Source organism: Chloroflexota bacterium, assembly GCA_016197225.1.
Taxonomy (GTDB): domain Bacteria; phylum Chloroflexota; class Anaerolineae; order Anaerolineales; family VGOW01; genus VGOW01.
Genome location: JACPWC010000017.1, coordinates 1 through 20056 on the forward strand (window position 1 = coordinate 1; position 20056 = coordinate 20056).

8 protein-coding genes are annotated in these 20056 nt (G+C 61.0%); all 8 read right to left on the reverse strand.

Annotation, left to right across the window (positions count from 1 at the left end):
- Positions 1 to 145 precede the first annotated feature (145 nt).
- The 8 genes from HYZ49_03670 to HYZ49_03705 all read right to left on the reverse strand — a co-directional run bounded on the left by HYZ49_03670 (position 146) and on the right by HYZ49_03705 (position 19877).
- Positions 146 to 925: a triose-phosphate isomerase gene (locus tag HYZ49_03670; protein MBI3241372.1), complete on the reverse strand. Its 780-nt coding sequence runs from the start codon at positions 923 to 925 to the stop codon at positions 146 to 148.
- Entirely contained in the window at positions 922 to 2736 is a 1815-nt protein-coding gene (locus tag HYZ49_03675) for a protein kinase (GenBank protein ID MBI3241373.1), read from the reverse strand. The genes HYZ49_03670 and HYZ49_03675 overlap by 4 nt, the downstream gene beginning before the upstream one ends.
- Positions 2737 to 2964: 228 nt before the next feature.
- Positions 2965 to 7509, reverse strand: a complete 4545-nt coding sequence (locus HYZ49_03680; GenBank protein MBI3241374.1) for a choice-of-anchor D domain-containing protein — start codon at positions 7507 to 7509, stop codon at positions 2965 to 2967.
- A gap of 498 nt (positions 7510 to 8007) precedes the next feature.
- Positions 8008 to 8586, reverse strand: coding sequence for an SCO family protein (locus HYZ49_03685; GenBank protein MBI3241375.1), 579 nt, complete (start codon positions 8584 to 8586; stop codon positions 8008 to 8010).
- Positions 8587 to 8624: 38 nt separating this feature from the next.
- Complete coding sequence (locus HYZ49_03690) at positions 8625 to 9311, reverse strand: hypothetical protein (GenBank protein ID MBI3241376.1); 687 nt, start codon at positions 9309 to 9311, stop codon at positions 8625 to 8627.
- Between the two features lie 47 nt (positions 9312 to 9358).
- Positions 9359 to 11488 (reverse strand): multicopper oxidase domain-containing protein, encoded by a 2130-nt coding sequence (locus tag HYZ49_03695; GenBank protein MBI3241377.1) that lies wholly within the window; start codon positions 11486 to 11488, stop codon positions 9359 to 9361.
- 137 nt (positions 11489 to 11625) lie between these two features.
- Positions 11626 to 19272 (reverse strand): chitobiase/beta-hexosaminidase C-terminal domain-containing protein, encoded by a 7647-nt coding sequence (locus HYZ49_03700; protein MBI3241378.1) that lies wholly within the window; start codon positions 19270 to 19272, stop codon positions 11626 to 11628.
- Between the two features lie 47 nt (positions 19273 to 19319).
- Positions 19320 to 19877: a hypothetical protein gene (locus HYZ49_03705; protein ID MBI3241379.1), complete on the reverse strand. Its 558-nt coding sequence runs from the start codon at positions 19875 to 19877 to the stop codon at positions 19320 to 19322.
- Positions 19878 to 20056 lie beyond the last annotated feature (179 nt).

Here is a 20056-nt window from a genome sequence, read left to right on the forward strand (position 1 = left end):
GGCTGATTTCGCCGTTCAGTAAGGCCGATAAACCGGTGGCGGTTGTCTGCCCGAAGGCGCTAATCAGATAGTCGCTGTATAAATCAAGCAATTTTTCATTCTTCATCCGCCAAGTTTACGCTGTTTTTGCGTAAGGTGAGTTACATCACAAATCAAGAGCCTTGGCCCTAATAGCCGCCTCGACAATCGCCTGAAAGTCGGCGGGCTTAAGGCTGGCCCCGCCCACCAGCGCGCCATCAATGTCGGGCTGAGCCATGAACTCGGCGATGTTGGCGGGTGTGACACTGCCGCCGTATTGCACACGCAGGCCGTCGGCGACGGCGGAACCGAAGAGGTCGGCGACCACGCCGCGAATGTTGAGGCCGATGACGGCGTTGGCCCCGGCCCCGGTGGCGGCCTTGCCCGTTCCAATCGCCCACACCGGCTCGTAAGCAATCACCGTCTTCGCCGCTTGCTCGGCAGTCAGGCCATCATACGCGCCGCGCACTTGCCGTGCCACGACAGCGCCGGTCTGCCCGGCCTCATACTCAGCCAACAGTTCGCCAACGCAAATGATGGGCGTGAGATTGTGGGCCAGCGCCGCCTTCACCTTCTTGTTCACCGTCTCGTCCGTCTCGCCAAAATATTGCCGCCGCTCGGAGTGGCCGATGATGACGTGAGTACACCAGCCAGCCAGCATTGGCGCTGACACTTCGCCGGTGAACGCGCCGGACTTTTCCCAGTGCACGTCTTGCGCGCCCAGCCCCAGCCGCGTGCCACGAGTGGCGGCTTGCACAGCAGGCAGGGACACAAAGGGCGGGCACAACACCACCTCGGCGGCGGCCACGTTGCCCAGCGTAGCGGCAAACGAGGCGGCCAGTTCAGCCGCCTCGACAGGAGTCTTATTCATCTTCCAGTTACCGGCAAGAATAGGGATGCGAGTCAAGGGGCAGGAGTTCCTTTCAGGTGATTGATGCGATCTTCAGCGCGGCGGCGCAAAAACTCGGGGGCCTTCGGGTCATCCACGACCTTTTGCAGTTCGGCGATGGCCTCGTCAATTCGGCCCTCTGCCGCCAGAAGTTCGCCGCTGATCAAATGGGTAGTCGGAGAATCCGGCGCATCGCGCCGCGTCTCTTCAACCAGCTTCCTGGCTTTCACCGGCTGGCCGTGAAGGATGTAATACTCAGCCAGCGCCGCTTTGGGCGCGATCTCTTTGGGGAACGTCGCCACATAAGTCAGCAGAGTCGGCTCGGCATGGTCAAGCGGCGCAGAGCGATCCAACTGTGGCCCGACCAGTAGCCACAACTCTCTGCTATCGCGATTCTGTTCAAGGCCGGGCAGGAGCACGTTGAGCAGGAACACCGGATCATCGCGCACAAAAGGGCGCTGAAAAATATCATTGTAGGTTTTGGGATCGTACTGGCTCAACTCGGCGGCAGTTTGAAATTCACGGGTCGCGTCCTGAGTGAGCTTTTCTTCGTAGTAGGCCTGACCCAGATCGAGATGCAGGCCGACATCATTCGGGTTGGCGGCTACAGCATTTAAGAGTTGAAGCAGACGATCATTGTCCGGCGGAATATGTGTCGGTGGAGGCTCGGTAACGGGAACACTTGTGGGCGACAGAGCGTCCGTCGCCGGCGGGGGCGGCGGTTGGGTGATCAGGGCCGCCTGAGTCGGCAACTGATTCCGGTTTCGCAGAATGCGCGGCACGATCAACATCGCCCCGATTCCGAGAACGGCCAACATGGCAACCGCGACGACGATCCAAACCCAGGCATTGCTTTTTTGCGCCGGGGTGGCTGGTGGTGAATCAGGTTTGGCCGTCGCCACAACCGTCGGCGCGGCGGTGGGCGCGCGCCGGGTGGCGGTGCTGGACGCCGACACCGGCCCGGAGGGGGGCGCAGGAGTCGGGGCAACCGGCGCGCCGCCTGCTCCTTCAAGCGCCTGATGAAACGCCGTCACCAGCGCCGAGGCGTCCGAGAATCGATCATCACGCTCTTTCGCCAGCGCCTTAAGCAGAATACGTTCTACCGGCTCTGGCACGCTGGGGTTGACGGAGCTGGGCAATGGCAGGGGCGTGTAAATGTGATCGTGGATGATGGCAAAGGGCGTGTCGCCGCTGTAGGGCACACGCCCGACAATCATCTCGTATAACAAAACGCCAAACGAATAAATGTCGGTGCGCCCGTCGAGGTCGCTCACGCCTTTGGCCTGTTCCGGCGAGATGTAGTTGGGCGTGCCCAGCATCGTGTCCTGCGAGAGGGTGCTCTCGCCTGCCCCGGCAATGCGGGCCAGGCCGAAGTCGGAAAGATAGTATTGGCCGTCGGGGGTGATGATGACGTTGGAGGGTTTGATGTCGCGATGCAGGACGCCCTGCTTGTGGGCGTAAGCCAGTCCGGCGCCGACGGCGTCCACCACTTTGAGAATTTCGTCGCTGGAGGGCGCGCCGTTCGCCATTCGCGCTTTCAGCGTGTCGCCTTCCACGTACTTCATCACCAAATACGGCTGGCCCTGGTGCTCGGCGAAGTCGTAGATCGGCACGATGTTGGGATGCTCAAGTTTAGCCAGCACCCGCGCTTCGCGCTGGAAGCGAGCCAGGAAGGTGGGGTCTTCTTTGAAGGCGGTGTGCATCACTTTGATCGCCACGTAGCGATCCAGGCTGGCATGGTAGGCCTTGTACACGGTCGCCATGCCGCCCTGCCCCAGTTGGGCCATCACGCGATAGGGGCCAACGTTTTCGCCAATGCTGAGAGTCATCTGTCTTTATCCCATTCAGCTGATTGAGAAATATGCAAGCGAGATTATAGCCCAAATCGTGGCTGGCGCTTCAGCGGCATGGTTGAATTTGGCGTAAAAAAAGAGAACAGATGCAATTGGCATCTGTTCTCTTTTGGCATCACCGCTCGTCGGCCTGTTCCAACCTGCCGGCTTGCAAGGCCGGACAGGTTAGGAACAGGTCGCAGGAGGTGATCGTTTGTGTGTGGCTTACTTCCCCGTCCCCGACAACGCGACCGAGTGCGGTGACCCGGAGGCATTGCTGGTGATGACGAGCGTGCCGACAAAGTTAATCCGGGAGGTCGGAGCAAAGCGCACGTTCACGGTGCAGTTCTTCCCAGGCAGGATCGCGGCGCCGCAGTTATGGCCGGCGACGGTGAACGTGGTTGAACCGCTAATCGTGAGACTTAGGATCGTGAGGTTCGCCGTTCCGGTATTCGTGATGTTGACCGACTTCGTCGAACTGCCGCCCAGGCCGGCGCTGAAGCTGAGTGAGGTTGGCGAGAGGCTCAGGCTGGCTTGTACGCCGGTGCCGGAGAGATTGACGAGTTGCGGACTGGTCGGGGCGTCGTCAATCAGTTGGATCTGAGCCGTCCTTGCGCCGCCGGCAGTCGGGGCGAAGGCAACCTGCAGGGTGCAGGCGCCGCCGGGGATGACGGCCAGGACACAGTTGTTCGTGAGTTGGAAGTCGCCCGGATTTGCGCCGATCAGCGTCGCCGAGGCCACGTGGAGATCCGCGGTACCTGAGTTTGTGACTGTGACGTTCACTGAGGCGCTAACGGTGCCTACATTCTGGCTGGCGAAGGTCACACTTGTCGGGCTGAGAGTGACGGCGGGCAGGGCCACGTTAATCGCCGTGCCGGAGAGCGCCACTGTGGCGGGCGAGTTCAGCCCGGAGTGAGCAACCGTGAGTGTGGCGGATTTAAGCTCAGACGGGTTCACGATTGCCTGCGGGGCAAAGCGGACGGTTACGGTACAAGATTGGTCCTGTCCGATCGCGCCCACTCCACAGGTTCCGCCGGTGACCTGGAAGTCACCTGCATTCGGGCCAGAGAGCGTTGGGACGAAGTTAGAAACACTGTCAGGTGAGACGTTCGTCAGTGTGACCGTCTGGTCTGGGCTGACGGAAAGCTCGTTCACATTGCCGAAGTCGAGGCTCGCCGGCGCACTCATGATCGGCCCGGCGAGTTTGCCCGAGACGGAGAACAAGTCGGTTCGCATGGCCGTGCCATCAATGGCGAAGTAGTTCGCCGGCTCGGTCTCGCCAACTACGATGTAGCGTGACCCGACGATGCGATGCAAGCTGATGGCGTCGCCGAGGTAGCCAGCGGGCGCTGCCGGGGCGAAGGCCGGGTCCCAGCGCAGGAGGCCGTTGTTCAGCACTGGGCTGGGGATCGGGGGATCAATGTCGGTTGTGCCGGCGTTGGCGGGGATGCCGCCAACTGTGTTGGTCAGGAAGGGGCCTACGATCCCGTACGGCGTGGTGAAGGTGTACGAGGTGTTCGCGCACAACCCGCGAGTTACGACGATGCGGATGCGAGCGAAGGTAATCTGCTGGCCGACTTCCGGGATGGCGCCGGCGAAGGAGCCTTCGAGCGCCATACGCAGGTGCGCAGTGCCGGGTGCTGTCGTGCCGCCACAACCGTCTGTGGGCACCAGGTCGGAGTCGGCGATCTGGTAGAAGAACTCGCTCGGGTAGTTGGTGGGGAAGACGAGCGGCAGCCCCGGGTCGAAGCCGGCGTCGGCGAGCACGATGCAGTTGGGATCGCTGGCGTTGAGGCACGGCTCGACGCGCACGCCATTGTCATCCTGGTACCAGTCGGCAAACCCGTCGGAGCGGATCGTAGCCGACACTGCAGGCGCGCCGGCGAAGCCGCGTCCGCTGACGGCGACGGTGGTCACTGCGCCGACGACGTTGCTCGGGATGTCGATTGTCCCGCTGGAGAGGCCGCCGACGGTGGGCGCGAAGCGCACCTTGATGGTGCAGGTCCCGTCAATGGCTACCGGGTCAATGCAGTTGTTCTCGAGCTGGAACTCTGCGCTGTTGACCGTGGGAAGGCCAACCACGAGCGGCTCCAGGCCGCCCAGGTTCGAGACCGTGATTGACATGGACTGGCTGACCTGGCCGGTGTGAAGATCGGTGAAGGCAAGTGAAGCCGGGCTGACCGAGATCGCCGGCCCGCTCGCGACGCGGCCAACGCCGTTCATCGTGATCCTGAAGCCGGTGTTGCGCCCGGTGTGGTTGACGGTGATCCATGCGTCGCGGCTGCCGGCGGCGGTCGGAGCAAACAGCACGTTGAAGTTACAACTGGCGCCCGCGGCCAGGACCATCGTCCCGCCGAAGAAGGCGTTGTTACAGCCACCGTCGGGGATGAAGTCGCCGGCGTTGGGGCCGCCCAGAACCAGGCTGTTGATGGTCAGCGAGGTGATGCCCTCGTTGGTGAGCGTGATCTGCTCGTTGCCGCTAGCGACGCCCACTGTGTAAGGCGGGAAGGCCACACTGCTGGGGTTGGCCACGAGCGGGCCGTTGAGCTTGCCCATCACGGTGAAGAGCGTCGTCTGGCCGATCGTCACGCTCGCGCCGCCGACCGAAGTTGGGCCATCAATGCGGAAGAAGTTGTTGTTGACTGGACTGCCGGTGATGCGGTGCAGTGTTGCTGCGTCGCCGATGTAACCCGCAGGCGCGGCAGGGGCCACCGCCGGATCCCATTGCACAAAGCTGGCAAGAACCGGGCTTTGCAGAGCATCGGCAAAGTTGCACAGGTCAGGCGCGACCGGGAAACAACCAATGTCAACGGTGCCGGCGGCCGGCTTGATGGAGCCTTGATCGTCGGTGGTCAGAAGCGTCTGCCCATAGGGATGGGTAAAGGTGTAGGTGGTGTCCGGGCACAAGCCGCCGCGCACCACGATGCGGACACGGCCAAAGACCATCTGCTCGCCGTCGGTCGGCGCAGGGTTGACGAAGGCCGCCTCCACTGCCGAGCGTATGAAGGCGCGTCCGGCCGGGATGGGCGGGTTGCTGTTCGCACATCCGGGGGTGGTGATGAGGTCCGAGTCCGCTACGGTGTAGAAGAACTCGGTGGGGAAGTTGGCGAACTCGGTCCTCCCCTGCAACGGCAGGGACGGGTCGTAGAACTCGTCAGCCAGCACGACGCAGAAGGGGTCGCTCGGGTCAATACACTCGCTGATGCGCAGGCCGTTCTCGTCCTGGTACCAGGTGGGGTAGCCGGTCGCCTGGTCAATCACGGCGGAGACTGCGGCGATGCCGCCCGTGCCGATTGCGGTGAGGGTGATATCCACAGGCCCGCCGCTGACGTTTGCCACGAGATGCAGGACGGCGTTCAATGGACCGTTGCCTGTGGGCCGCACGGCCACATTGATATCGCAGGTCTTGGCAGGCTGGACGACAACGTTCGTGCACTTGTCGGAGGTTTTCACAAACTGGGCCGCATCACCAGATTGAATGGTGTCCATGAAGGCGGCGCTCGAAATTTGCAACGGAGCTACGCCGGTGTTCTTCACCCGTACGCGCTGAGCGAGTGATTGAGTGCGAATGCGCACGCTGCCGAAGTTGAGTGACAGAGGCGTGGGGGTAAGGATGGCTTCATTTCCGGGGTTGGTGCCGGTGCCGGCCAGGGCCACAATGAACGGCGAGCGAATGCCATTATGCGTAATGCTCAAAGCGCCAGCCAGTTGTCCAACAACAGTTGGGTCGAATTGAACAGCGACGGCGCAAGATTCATCGCGGGCCAGGGCACGGCCAATACAAGCATTGGGATCGGTGGCGACGAAGCGCAGGGCCGGGGTGGCGGAGATGGCGCTGATGGTCAGCGGGTTGACGCCAACATTGGTCAGTGTCACAAGCCGGGCCGGGCTTAGGCCGGTGTTGATGTTCTGGCCGCCGAAGTCAACGAGAGCGGTGTTGGCGAGAACCGGGCCGGCTTCCCGGCCCATCACCGTGAACTGGTCAGAGCGCAACACCTCGCCAACAGCGTCAGAAATGGCGAAGTAATTGGCAAAGCCGGTGCCGGCTCCGCCGGGTTCATAGGTTGCGCCGGTGATTGTGTGCAAGGTGATAGCGTCACCGAGGTAGCCGACAGGCGCGGCGGGAGCGACGGCGGGGTCCCAGCGCAGAAAGCTCTGGTTTACCGGGCCGCGCAGAGCAAGGGAGAAGTCACAAGTCTGGGGTGACACGGGCGCGCAACCGATATCCTGGGTTCCGTCAACCACCCGGGTTCCACCGAATTCATTCGTGGTCAGCGTCATTGTGCCGAAGGGGTGTGTGAAGGTATACGCGGTATTCGGGCACAGGCCGCTGGTTATGCGGACGCGAACTCTTCCGAAGACCATTTGCTCGTTATCCGCAGGCAGTCCATTGACGAACGCGCCCTCAACTGCGATGCGCAGGAAGGCTTTGCCGGGCCGGGTGCCATTACAGCCGGGCGTGGTGAGCTTGTCGGAGTCGATCACCGAGTAGAAGAACTCGTCGGGGAAGTTATCCGGCATGTCCATCGGGAGCGCCGGGTCGAACACGCCCGGGTTGGGCAAGACCACGCAGAACGGGTCATTGATATCCAGGCACGAGTCGAGACGTGTGCCTGTGGTGTCCTGATACCAATCCGGGAAGCCGAATTGGTTCAGGGTCGGCGACACCGCGGCTGGAGTCACTGCGGCGAACGCCGGAGCGGCGAGCGCTGCTGTGGCATTAAACTGAGCCAGGCTAAAGAGCATCGCCGCGACCGTCAACACAAGCATTGAACGGTGTATAACTGGTTTGGTTTGCCGGTAAGTCCTTTTGGAAATAATGGCAAGCCGTTGGCAGAAATTAACTATCATGTCTTTCATCCTCTCTTCCCAAAGATTGGGGTTTGCTGTCTGGCCCCAGGCTCAACTGAATCCCCCGATTCTCTAAAACGGACATAGTTGAGCTAATAGCTCGTGAATAACAATACCAAAATACGAACCGCCACATAATGAGCAATGGTCTCAGGTTGAATCTTGACTTTAGTCAATGCCGTCCGGCTTTTGACGTAGACAATTTTGGCTATAAGCGGTGAGGCTAAATTCCGACGCCAAAACCCCCTGGAGCAATACCGCCTCAGTTTTGGGGGCCTTATTTCCGTCCAGGGGAACGCCAATGCCGGCCTTGCCCAGCGATTATCTTGCGGGTTCGCCGTACCTGTTACTAATCGGCTTCAATCTGGCCGATCAGCAGGCGCGCGCCGTTTTCGCCAAGCGTTACGCCTGGCAACTTTAATTCTCTGCCAGCAGAACTTCTAGATCAGCTGCAATATCATCGGATGATGTGTCGGGCGAAAAGATTTCACGCAGATCGCCTTTCTTATCTACTACATAGGTGAAGCTTGAGTGCGTGCCAAAACCATCCAGAACCGCTACTCCGTAATCCTGCCAGGCCTTCGCTAATTCATTGGGCGTGCCGAGTAAACCAAGAAATGCCGGGTTGAATTTCTCCATGAACTCTTTCATTGATTGGGGCGTATCATTCGCAGGATCGGTGCTGACCATTACAACGATTACATCTTTTGAGGCGTCGCCGACCGTCTCAAGAGCTTGCTTTATTATGGCCATTGTCGCAGGACATTCAGCAACACAGTTTGAAAAGCCGAAAAAGATCAGTGTGACTTTGCCGCGAAATTGGCTAAGTTGAAAAGGCTGTCCATTATGATCGGTCAAATTAATATCAGCGGCAGTGACAGTTGGCGAAACGACAGCGCCCTTGAGGGAAGGTTTTAGCGCCGAGCAGGATGCGGTTGCAATGATCAGGAGTATTGCCAGCGCTGTAATTCTGAATGGAAAAACACGAGGATGCATGGAACCTTCTAACAAGACTGTGATTGAAATTATCCTGTCTAGCTGACGCCAACTCGCCCCATCTTATGGTCAAAAACAATTTTGCCTCTTACAAACCCTTCCAAAATTATTATCACAAGAATGGTGATCGTCAGGTTAGCCAGCGCCAGATTGAATCCATCCTGCAGTAAGATATGAAACCGGAATGCTTGAGTACTTGGAAATATCCCCTGCAGAATACTCAACAACAGATTGCCATCCGGGTAAAGACTGCGGCAAATGCTTGCCAAAAAGGCGAATTCAGTGCCAATGCCGGTCTGAAAAATCTTGCCGGCTTCCATCAGGATGATGGCGAAAGAGGTCGCTCCCCCCAGAATGGCGGCTGTCAACATAGACTGCGCTGAGGGAGACATTCGCCCGCCGAAGCGATCAATGAGCCATTGGCTGAGCGCGATGCCGATCCAAATCGCCAGCGCAACAGGGATCAGAACGAACATCGAATCGCGCAACCAATTCGAAACAGGCGGAAAATTAATCGGACTGCGACTGTAGGCAAATTGGTGCCACTCGTTGAGCCACACAATACCGCCACAGGCAATCAAAACTGCGAGCACGGATTTCTTGGGTAACGTGTCAAGTATCATAGCGCGGCTTCCAGCCGCAACCAAAAATGATCCACGAAGAGCACGAAGTTTCACGAAGGATTCTTTAGTGTCGCGAAGCGTTCGTGCGACTTCGTGGATCAACTTCTTCGCCTCCCGATACATGAAACAAATAACACCCTGACCGGCGCCTACGGAACCACCTCCCACCCGAACATCATGGCGTGGTCCTCGTGCGCCAGGTTGTGGCAGTGGGCCACGTACGGGCCGACAAAGTCGCGGAAATATCTCCCGACGATCACCGACTCACCTGGGTCCAGGGCGATGACATCCTCTCTTGAATTGTCGTCAGGGTGTCCCCGATCCACCGGGGGAACCGCCTTCCCGTTACGCATGAGAACTCGGTGCTCTTCCATATGAAGGTGGAACGGGTGAACCCAGCCGCCGCCGCCATTGCGAATCTCCCAGGCGTCGAAGCTTCCCAATTTTTGTTGAGCGAGCGGTGTTTTGCCGGCAGGGTTTTTGAGGCTCCGCGCCACTGTAGCGGGGTCAAAGGGCATACCGTTGATCAGCCATTCGATCTCCCCGCCGAAACTGCCTCGCTGTACCTCGAATATCTTGCGGTTATCCAGCAGTTTCTTCCAATCCACCGAAGGGAAATTCGGCACTGGGCGCAGGGTTGTGGGGATCAGGCTATCATCCGGCGCGTCGTCCCCGATCACGATCTTTAGAACCGGTATCTTGTAGTTCGGGTCCGGTGAGAAGCGGGAGGAGGAGGCCCACATGCGGCCATCTCCCATCTTCATCACGTTCGTCAGGTAGATCACGTCGCCCTTCGTGGTCGGTGTCCCGTCCATGTACTTGGTAAAGTCAATAATAAACTCACGGCGCTTCGCAGGCCACAACTCGAAGGAATCACGGGTGATCGGGGCCGGGATCAGGCCGCCGTCGCTTGCGATCTGGATAAACTTCATGCACTGTTGCCCATCGGGGATGCGGTACTGTCCCTGAAGTTCATCGCCGGAGTAGCCAAGCGAAGCCGCTGTCTTAGGCCCATTGGTTGAGGCCATCAACTTGAATTCGTAGATTCGGGCGATCGAGGCATCGAGGAAGCGCATGCGGTACTTGCGCCGCTTGACCTCCAGCACCGGGTAGGCCGTCCCGTTGACGGTGAAAATATCCCCGACGAAGCCTTTGCTGGGGAAGTGCTTGAAGAAGGTCTTGCCCCACCACTCCGGATGGGCCTGGGGGTTAGCGGTCGGGAACTCGGAATCGTGGACATCGTTGTGTAAGGTGACTCCGTCGTCGAGGCGGCAGTCATAAAAGGCGAGCGGGATGTCGTATTCGACGTCGAAGGAGCCATCCGGGTTGTTCGTCCGGACGCCGGGCAGGCGCAGCCCCCTGGTCTCGTCGCCCATATCCATGTTGTTCTTGGGATCATAGATCGGGTAAAGACCGACCATGCCCTTATATACGTTAGCCCCGGTGTGATCCATGCGATGATCGTGGAACCAGAGGAACGACTGTTTCTCGCGATCATCTCCGCCTGCAGGCCAGTTAAGATAAAGGTTATCGCACCACGTTCCGGGCTGGTAGCCGTGATCCTTTGGCCCATACCTCATGCTGTAGTTCGGGTTGCCATCGCTCTCCGGCGCCGTGTGGCCGTTGTGCAGATGGGTAAGGAACGAATAGTCGGGAGCCCCAAAGTCCTGACGGTCGAGGTTATCTGGGTTCTCGTCCAGGTGGTTCACGAAGCGGATGAGGGCCGGCTTGCCATACTCGGCATTGATGCGAGGACCTGGGAACGTGCCGTTGAATCCATAGATGGTGCTGGCTGGCAAAGTCCTGACTGAACCGGCTTGATAAGAGTTGCCACTCGCATCGAACGACGCCGTCGGCCTGCCATCTTTACCGATAGGCAGCACCTGGGAGGTGGTGAAGCTATGGGTGTTCACCCGTAGTTCGATCTTGTAGACAAGCGGGTCGGGATACCCGATCTTGTTCGGCCAAATCTGATGGGCCTCACTGCCGTAGGAATTCTGCTGGCCAACGCTTGAACCTGGCGGGTTCGCCCAGCTATTGACTTCTGACTTTGCCACTGGGGCCAAAGCCTTCGGAATGGGCAACACATCCTGAAACGGGGAGAGGATTAACGGGCTGGTTGGATAGGCTTCGGTGTAGAACGTGTCAACCGCCTTTGCTGTGGAGACGACCTTGAACAACCGCGAGCCGGTCAGGGTGACCGCCGCTGCTCCCGCCACCCCCAACTTCAAAAAGTCTCGGCGGGAAAACTGGGTCTGGTTAATCTTTTTCTTGGACATGGGATTGCTCCTTATTCTTTCCGGCTCCTTGTTATAGCTCCCCTAACAAGGAGCCGGGCTTTGTCGAGTCTTGTCTGTAGTCGAACACAATGCTCTGGCGTCTTGTGTCAACGCAAAAGCCTGGCAGTTTCAAGCAATCAGGGCTGGTAGGTGATGGTAAACGTCACCAGATCAGCTTGCAGATGGAAAGCGCCGGAGTGGCTGGCTTGGACACGCAGGCGCATCTGCCCGGTGGAGGACATGAAACGCTTCGGGTCGCCGCCGGGCACAATCGTCACTCGTTGAGCGGCCAGAGTCTGCGGCGCGGTTTCGAGCATTTCCCAACTCGCCGTCTGGTAGTTGTACAAGTAGACCGCGCGGTCGAAACCGTCAAAGTCGGAGCCGATCTCGTAGTCCATCGTCAGCCCAAGAAGCTTGCGCTGGCTCGCAGGAACGATGTAAGAGACGTAGCCATTCACGGTTGGCGCGCCTGCCGCAGAGGAGTTCAACGACAGGAAGTTGCCGTCGCTAGCGGCCAGCGAACTCACATCGCCAGGCCCGGCGGTTCCCTGGGTCATGGTGATGGCCGAGGGCGAGGCCGGGGCCGCCGTCACCGGCGGGGGCAGGTTGATGATGTACGTTGCCTCTTTCACAGCACTGACTTTTCCAGCGGCGCTGACGGCAATGGCTTTGAGGATCATCGTCTGGCCGATGCTCACCGGCTTGGTGCCATAGATCGCGCCCCACGACGAAGTCGGGTCGGAGCCGTCGAGGGTGTAGCGGATGGTGGTTCCGGTGGCGGCCTTGATCGTCACCGACTGGGCGGAGGTGTAAGTTCCGCCCGCCGGGGTGAAGGTAGGCGAGGCCGGAATGGCGTTGGCCGGGTTGTGCTGGCCGAACTGCACTTCAAGGCCGGTGTTGGTGGTCGGCGCAGTGACGGCGATTTTGGTGGTGGCCTTGCCGGCCGAGTTGAGCGGCGTGGTGGCCGTCCAGCCGGTGGGCAGAAGCACTTGCAGTTGATACTTCGTGCCAGCCGCCACACCGAAAGCGTAACGGCCATTGGCGTCGGTCACGCCCTGAGCCAGGAGCGTAGTGCCGTTCTGAGCGTAGAGCCGGACGTTGCGGTTCGCCAGCGGCGCTTCGTCGGTATCCCAGATGCGGTCTTTGTCCACGTCTTCGAAGACCATCACACCCAAGCTGTTGAGTTGAACAAAGCCAAACCTGGCCGCGCCGGTTTCACCGGCGATGATGGTGGAAGTCACCGAGCCAGCCGAGGTTCCTGTCCAGGCCAGTCCGCCGGGAGGCGTGGCCGGGGCCGTCATCTTCACGACGTAGGTTCCGGGCGCAAACGGGTAGAACACCGCTTTGCCGCCTTCACCGGTGAGCTTGGTTGCCAGCAAGGTTGTGCCGTCGGCGGCATACAGGTTGGCCGTCCAGCCCGTCAGCCGAGACTCGCCGGACTGACGAATGCCGTCGCGGTTGGTGTCGTTGAATGGCTCGGCTACCACCCACACGTTCGGGTTGGCGTTAGCCAGCGTTACCACTTGCGTGGTTTGCTCGATCAGCGTGGTTGCAAAGATGCCGCCGGCGCCGGCCACAGGCGATGTTGTTTGATCTGGCCCATTGCCGGTGGTGAAGGTTGAGGCGCTGGAGCACGACCAGTCGCTTGGATACTGGGCGCTGAGGGTGTACTCGCCGGGCAGGAGGCCGTCAATCGCCGGATCAGGATTGTCGAAGGTGAAGACTCCGCTGGCGTTGGTAGCGCCGGAGGCGGTGACGGGCATCAGGCCAACCGGGCCGCCAACAGCCGTCACGCGCCAGCCGCCGAGACTGCTCTCGCCGGCGTCTTGCATGCCGTTGCCGTTGCTGTCGTTGAAGAGCTTGGCGCTCAGGCCCGCTTTGCGGGCAAAGCCAATGCCAATCTCGGCTGGCGGTTGCAGGCTGGCGTTTTCGAGCAGGGTCACAGGCACAGGCTGGTTGCGGGTGGGGAACCAGCCGGCGGGCGCGGTGGCCTTGGCCGTGTAGCTTCCGGGCTTCAGTCCACCAAAGAAGGCGAAGCCGGTAACATCGGTGGTAGCCGTCCGGTTTGAACCGCCGCCGGTCAGAGTCACTGTCCAACCGGCCAGCCCGTTTTCCATGCCTTCGTCGAAGAGTTGACTGCCGTTTTCGTCGGCGAAGATGCGCAGGGCCATGTCCCCCAACTGCACCAGGCCGAAATCGGAGATCAGGTGCGCGTTTTCGGCGCTGGCGTCCACGCGGTTCGTTGAGGGCGTGGTCAACTGCCAGTCGGCGGGGGCGGCGGCCACGAGGTCGTAAACGCCAGGCTTGGCCTGGAAGGTGGCCCAGCCATTTGAGGTGGTCGTCGAGCCAAGTAGTGCGCCGCCGATGTTGTGAATTTCAACGGACGTATCTGCCGCCGCGACTTCCGCCGGGCCGCGAGCGCCGTTCAGGTTGCTGTCGTCGAACAGCCGCGCGCTCACTTCGGACAGTTCGAGCGGCATGATCGGGTGGTAGTTGAGTTGATGCGGGTTGTCTTGGGCCAGGAGCGCGTCCGGGTGGAAGACGCCGTTCACGTCCGGCGCTTCGTAGACGCGCATGATGCCCCACAATCCGCCCGACAGGTGGTGGAAGAAGACGCCGCAGTTGTAGCGGAAGTCGCCCACGAAGCCGTCGGGGCCGCCGGCGCTGGGCAGGATGATGTTGAAGGCGCGGCCTACGGTGAAGCCGCCTTGCGTGCCGATCAATGTCGAGCCGGGGTCGCCCGGCTGGTTGAACCAGGCGTGGCCGGAGAGTTGGATGCTGTGCTGGCGCGGCTTGTCGGCACCTTGCAAAACTCTCATGCGAACCGGGTCGCCTGCGTAAGCGCGGAAGATCGGAGTCCACGGGTCGCCATGCTCAACCGAGCTGAACACGTGGGCCAGCGGCCCGCCTTCGAGCGGGTCGGCGGCCATCGGCTCGACGCCCAGGCGGCGCATGAAAGAGGCGCTACCGTAGTTGAAGCCCTTCTCGCCCTGGTCTTCGGCGTCGAGGCCGCCACCAGGCGGCTCGGGCGGGCCAGGAGGTTCGGGCGGCCCACCAGGATGCACCGGCGGGTGACCAGCGGGATCGGGAATGACGGCGCCAGCGGCGTCACGCAGGTTCAGGCCGTCCTGGAAGAAGAGGGTGAACTCGCGGAAGTCGGCCATGCCGGCCACGCGGATGTCGGCGGAGGCGCCACTGCGAATTTGCTGGCCGGTGAGCGGGTCGTGGTAGGTCGCGCCGTACGGCTCGATGTTGAGTCCGGCGAAGAGGCCGTGGTGACGATGCCCGCGAACGTCGCCAAAGTCGAAGAGATTGATCGCGCCCAGTTCGCCGGGGTTGACATCGTCGGCGTACCAGCGGTAGAGAATCGACTCGCCGGGGCCGACCGTCTGGTCTCGGTTGTAGCCGACGGTTGCGCCGTCGGAGCCGCGCACGTCGAAGAGCACCAACTGCGGGTGCAGGGAGACGCGCAGGCCGGCGGGCGTGCCAGTGGGTGGCTCAAGCGGCAGGCTGGGGTCGCCATCCGGCACGCTATTGTGGCTCAGGAAGTTGTTGGTGAGGTGATTGCTGAGGGTGACTTCTATACACTCGCCTTCGTTGGCGCGGATGACGAGCGGCTCCGGCTTTTTGGTTCCGGCCAGAATGGCGGCTTCGTCTTCAGCCAGGGCGTAGATCAGGCCATAAGGATCGTGATCGCCAAACTCGTTGTAGACGAGCGGCATTTCCATAGCGATGACGTTGTACTTGCGTGTGGGGACGCCGGGCGGGCAAGGCGTGCCGGGCTTGTTGGCCGGAGGCGGCGGAGCGCCGGTAGGTTGATGGTTGGGCGCGCCGCCCCACTTGCTGGGCGCGTTGTCGGGCAGTGGAAGCAGAAGCGGGTTGCCCTTGCCATAAACACGGAAGATGCCCCAGATTCCGAGATAGAGATCGTCGGTCGCCGTGCCGCCATACAAATGATCGCCGACGCACTCCTCTTCCACGCCGCAGTTCATGGCCGGGATTTCAAAGTTGAAGGCTTCGGAGATGCCGAGCGACTGGCTGGCTTGATAAGGCGATTGCGGATCGTCCGGTTCCTGCCGCCAGCGCATGCCGTTCATCACAAAGGCGTGTTGTTCTTCCTGCGCGCCCTGAATGAGGCGGAAGCGCACAGCGTCGCCGCCGTAAGCCTGCAAGAGCGGAGTCTGCGGGTCGCCAAAGAGGTAAGAACTGAAGCGATAGGCCGGGTCAACCGGCTGGCCGTTCAGCGTGTCGCGCAAAACGAACGGCGCGTTGCGATAGTTGAGGCCCATTATCCCCGGATCGTCATCCGGGAAAGCTTCGGGGACAAACGGCGGGTTGAGAATGTCCGCCGGGTTTTGCGGGTTGCCGCCCGGAAGCACCAGCGGCACAAAGTCTTGATAAGCCAGGCTGAACTCGCGGAAGTCGTCTTTCGGCCCGGGGCCGATGATGTCTAACCTGGTTCCATCGGCGTTGGCATTGCAGGCAACACCACAGACTGCGCCGTGCGCCGGATCGTTGATGGGCCGGAAGTATTCGCCTGATTGCGGATCGCGGATGTCCATCCCGGCAGGCTCGACGATGAGGCCGCCGAACAGGCCCCGGTTCTGGTCAATGGCCGGGAAGTGGTGGTCGTGGGTGAAGATGGTGCGAAGCTCGTAGTCGGCGTACCAGCGTTCGTGAATGGTCTGGCCGGGTTCAATGCCTTGATAAGATGGATCCCAGTTAGCGGGCATGGGAATGCGGCAGGCACCTGTGCTTTCATCGGCGGTGCAGGATTGCGTGCCGTTCAGCACCGCGTGATCGAAGTTCATCTGCTCCTGAGTGTAAGCGGCCTGTTGATAGTTCCAGCCGTTGCTGGAACCGTCCGAAGCCAGCACGTCGAACTTCACCAGATGGATGTGCTCGCCGACCATGTTGGTCTGGTTCAACTCAAGGAAGGCGTCGTTGCCGACCCAGTTGGGCAGAAGGTTGGTCAGGTTGAAGTTGATACAGTCGCCGGCGTTGACGCGGAAGAACATCGGCTCGGCGTTTTTCGCGCCCGACACAATGTCGTCCACGTCTTCATTCAGAACCAGGAACCGGCCCTGCGGATCGTGCCAACCGGCTTCGTTGTACACCACGTCCCACTGCATGACCGAGACGTTGTAGGTGATTTCGCGCGAGCCGACAGGACAAGGATCGCGCAGCGGCGCGCCGGGTTTGAGGGATGCGCCGGGGAGACCGGCCTCCAGTGGGGTGACGTTCGGGAGCGCCTGGCCGGCGACGATGCGGGTGGCCGGGGTCAGGTCTTCACGGGCAAGGGTCACGGGATTGTCCACATTGCCGTTTGGCTCGCTGATGCCGAGCGGGGGTTGAGGGGCGCGCCAGCCGTAAGTGCCGGGGATAAAGCGCGGGTAGCCGGGGTTCTCAGGAGTCGGCAGGGGCGGCGTGCCGCGAGTGTTCGAGCCGGCAGGCAAAAGCTGAAGGGCGCGAACTTTGATGCCGTCAGGAGTCACGCCCGCGCCGTCTTCGATCACATCGTGGACGCGCCACAGCGACCAGAAGCCGGCGGCAAAGTGCGGGTAGAGGTGGCAGTGAAAGATGCTGTCGCCGATGGTGCCGGGTTTACTGCCAGAGCCAAACAGAATGTCGGCGGTGAACATCTCGCCCGGGCCCATGGTTTGCGAGTCAATCGTGGTTGACTCGGTTCGATGAGTCGCGTCCGGCTGGGTGGGCATCGAACCGGCCGTGCCCACGTCGAACGGCTCGGCAATCCACTGATGCGCGTGCAGGTGGAAGATGTGAGTCTCTTTGGGGCCGGTGTGGCCGTAGCGAATCTTGGCCGGGTCGCCGGAGTACGAATGGAAAACGTTGGAGATGTAGCAGGAGTCGGCCAGACCGCAGTCTTCGGGGTCAACGCCGGCGGCGGGTTGTAACCAGGGGCCAAGCCCGCTGGCGAGCTTGATCAGCGCCGGGTCGCCGAAGGGCCACGATGAAAGCCACGTCTCTTCGCTGACGCAGTCGGGGCAACGATTCACTTCGCGGTTGCCCAACGGCTCACTTCCATAGTTGAAGCCCATGCCGATGCTGCCCGGAATTTCATCTTGTGAAAGCTGAACGGTTTCACGGAACGATGGTTGGCCGGGCGTGTGAATGTCGGCGTTGATGTACAGTTCACCGCTCTGGGTCGTGGTTCCGGTGTAGAGCGGCGCGCCGCTCACCGGGTCTGTCCAGGTTGAACCGGCCGGTTCGACCACCAGCGCCCCGTACAGACCGTGCGAGTTACTGCCGCCGTCGGCCTCCGACCCGGCCATCGAGCCGTTGTCGCGAATGAGGAACAAGCCTTCCTGCGCCGGAACGCGCCAGAGGTAAGTGATGGATTGATTGATGGCAACTGTCGTGTCGGCGTTGTAACCCACCGCACTACCGTCCGAAGTTTGAACGTTGTAAGATGCGCCCATCACGTGCATGGAGGCGCGGGGGTTCACCGGCAAGCCTTCATCGTTCACCGGATTCAGTTCGTTGGTAAAGTTGATTTCGACGCACTCGCCAATATTGGCCCGGAGAGCCAGCGGGCGCGGGCGCAGGCGGCGGTTGCCCGCCGGGTCTAGAGCCGCGTCGGCGTTGAGCGGGGTGTACCAGTTGCGCACGGCTTCCTTGTCGCCCTGCAAGACAAAAACCTGGCCGTTCATATTCACGTCGCCCCAGCGGTTGTAGGGAATGGGGACGCTGATGGCGGCCACATCGTAGTGGCGGGTTCCGGCAGGGCAAGTGGGGTTGATGGGTGAAGCCGCCACGATGGGCGTCAACTGGGTCGGCGCAATGAGGCCGGCGAGGACGACAAAAGTGGCGATCACGGTCATCGCCCGATTCATCAGCTTATTGCCCGCCTGAGACGACCAGCGTCGGGCAACCTCCCACGGGGCGCCAAAGGTGGCGGCCAACCCCAGCAGAAGCAGGAAGCTCACGCCGAGAGTCGCCGCGCCGTCGCCGAGCAAGTTGGTCAGCGCGGGCGCGTGAGCGTGAATTTGCGTCCAGGCGAAGTACCGGCCATGCGCTTCATTCATCGGCGCGTTGACCAGCGCATAGAAGAAGGCCGTGACCAGCGCCCACAGCACGCGCAAAGAAACGCCATCAAGAGCCGGGCGCGAAGCGCGCCCGACCAGCGCCGCGCCAGCCCAAACCGCCAACAGTGAGGCCGGGATTGAAAGCGTAGAGATCAATAGCCAGTGCAGGGTGGAGTTGATCTCAAACTCGCCGTGCAAAGAGATGTGTACCAGGTGCAGGGCCAGGCCAACGCCAAACGCCTGAACGCCGGCCGCCGCCAAAAGCCGTCGGGCCTGCCGCCAAGCTCCGCTCATCTCGATGAGGGCGACAATGAGGCCGACTTCGGCAATGGCGGCGAGCAAATCCAACCGGCCTACGGCTTCGGCGTGCCAGGCATGTGGCCCCACGAACGGAATGCCCGCCGTCCGGCTGACGATATAGAGCGCCAGCAAAGCCAAATTGCCGGCGATGCCGAGCCACAGGATCGGCTGGCGCAGACGGCGCAGAGGCAGTTCTTCGGAGAGGCCGTCGCTGGCGACGAGCGCCAGCAACAAACCGCTGTAAAGCGCTTGCGCCGCCGCTGTGACGGCGAAGAACAACCCGTAGCCCCACCATTCGGCAAAATGCTCCGGCATCACCCAGCCGTGAGCCAGGGCGCTCGTCAGCGAAAGGGCAACAGCGGCATAGAGCGCCGCCTGTTGCAAGCCGCTCTGTTGGCGGCCAAAATATTTTCTTGAAGTCACATTAGCATAAAACATGGGTAAGCTCCTTGCGTCAACAAACCGCAATCAAAACAACAAAACTTTCAAGGGGTTGAACCGGCTTCAGCGCCGGTGTGATCGTTGTGAGGTTCAGCCGGCGGCAGTTCCAACAGAATCAGGGCCGGGCGCGCTCCACTCTCCACAACCAGTTGGAGCCGGGAGGCCGACTCTGGCACTTGATACAAAAGGCTTCCGTTCAGCACGTTTCCTGAAGGAACCCAGCCGTCACCCAATTCGGCGCGGATCGGGAAAGCGTCTTCGATGCCTTCACCCGCCACCCGAAACTGAGCCGGCGAGAAGCGGAGGCCGTCTTTGCCCTGCCCCACCAGCGTCACGTCCAGCGAAAAACGGCGATAGCCTTCAGGGGCCGTGTCCATCCCCATCGCCGACATTGACATGCCGGTGGCCGCGAACCCTTGCATGTTCATGTCGGCCATGTGCTCCGGGGTCACGCCGTCCACGCGCACCAGCCCGCCCGGCACGCGGGCAAACTCGCCGATGCTGGTGGCCGCGCCCGAATCGCTTGCCAGGCGCGGGGAAAAGAGGCCCCACACACCGGCGGCCAAAACGGCCACGACCGCCAGCGCCAGAAAAGGTTTCATCCGTTGCGCCGAAGTTGCCGCTCGCGACGGATTGCGCTTATACAATTGTTGTGTTGAAATCCCTGTCATTGACTGTCCCCATTTACCCCGCCTGCCGGCGCCCGGAAAAAAGAATCAGAAGAGGCCCGCAGACAGGCGTGCCTGCGCTGTTCCCTGCCAAAATTTGCTTTCAGTGCGCC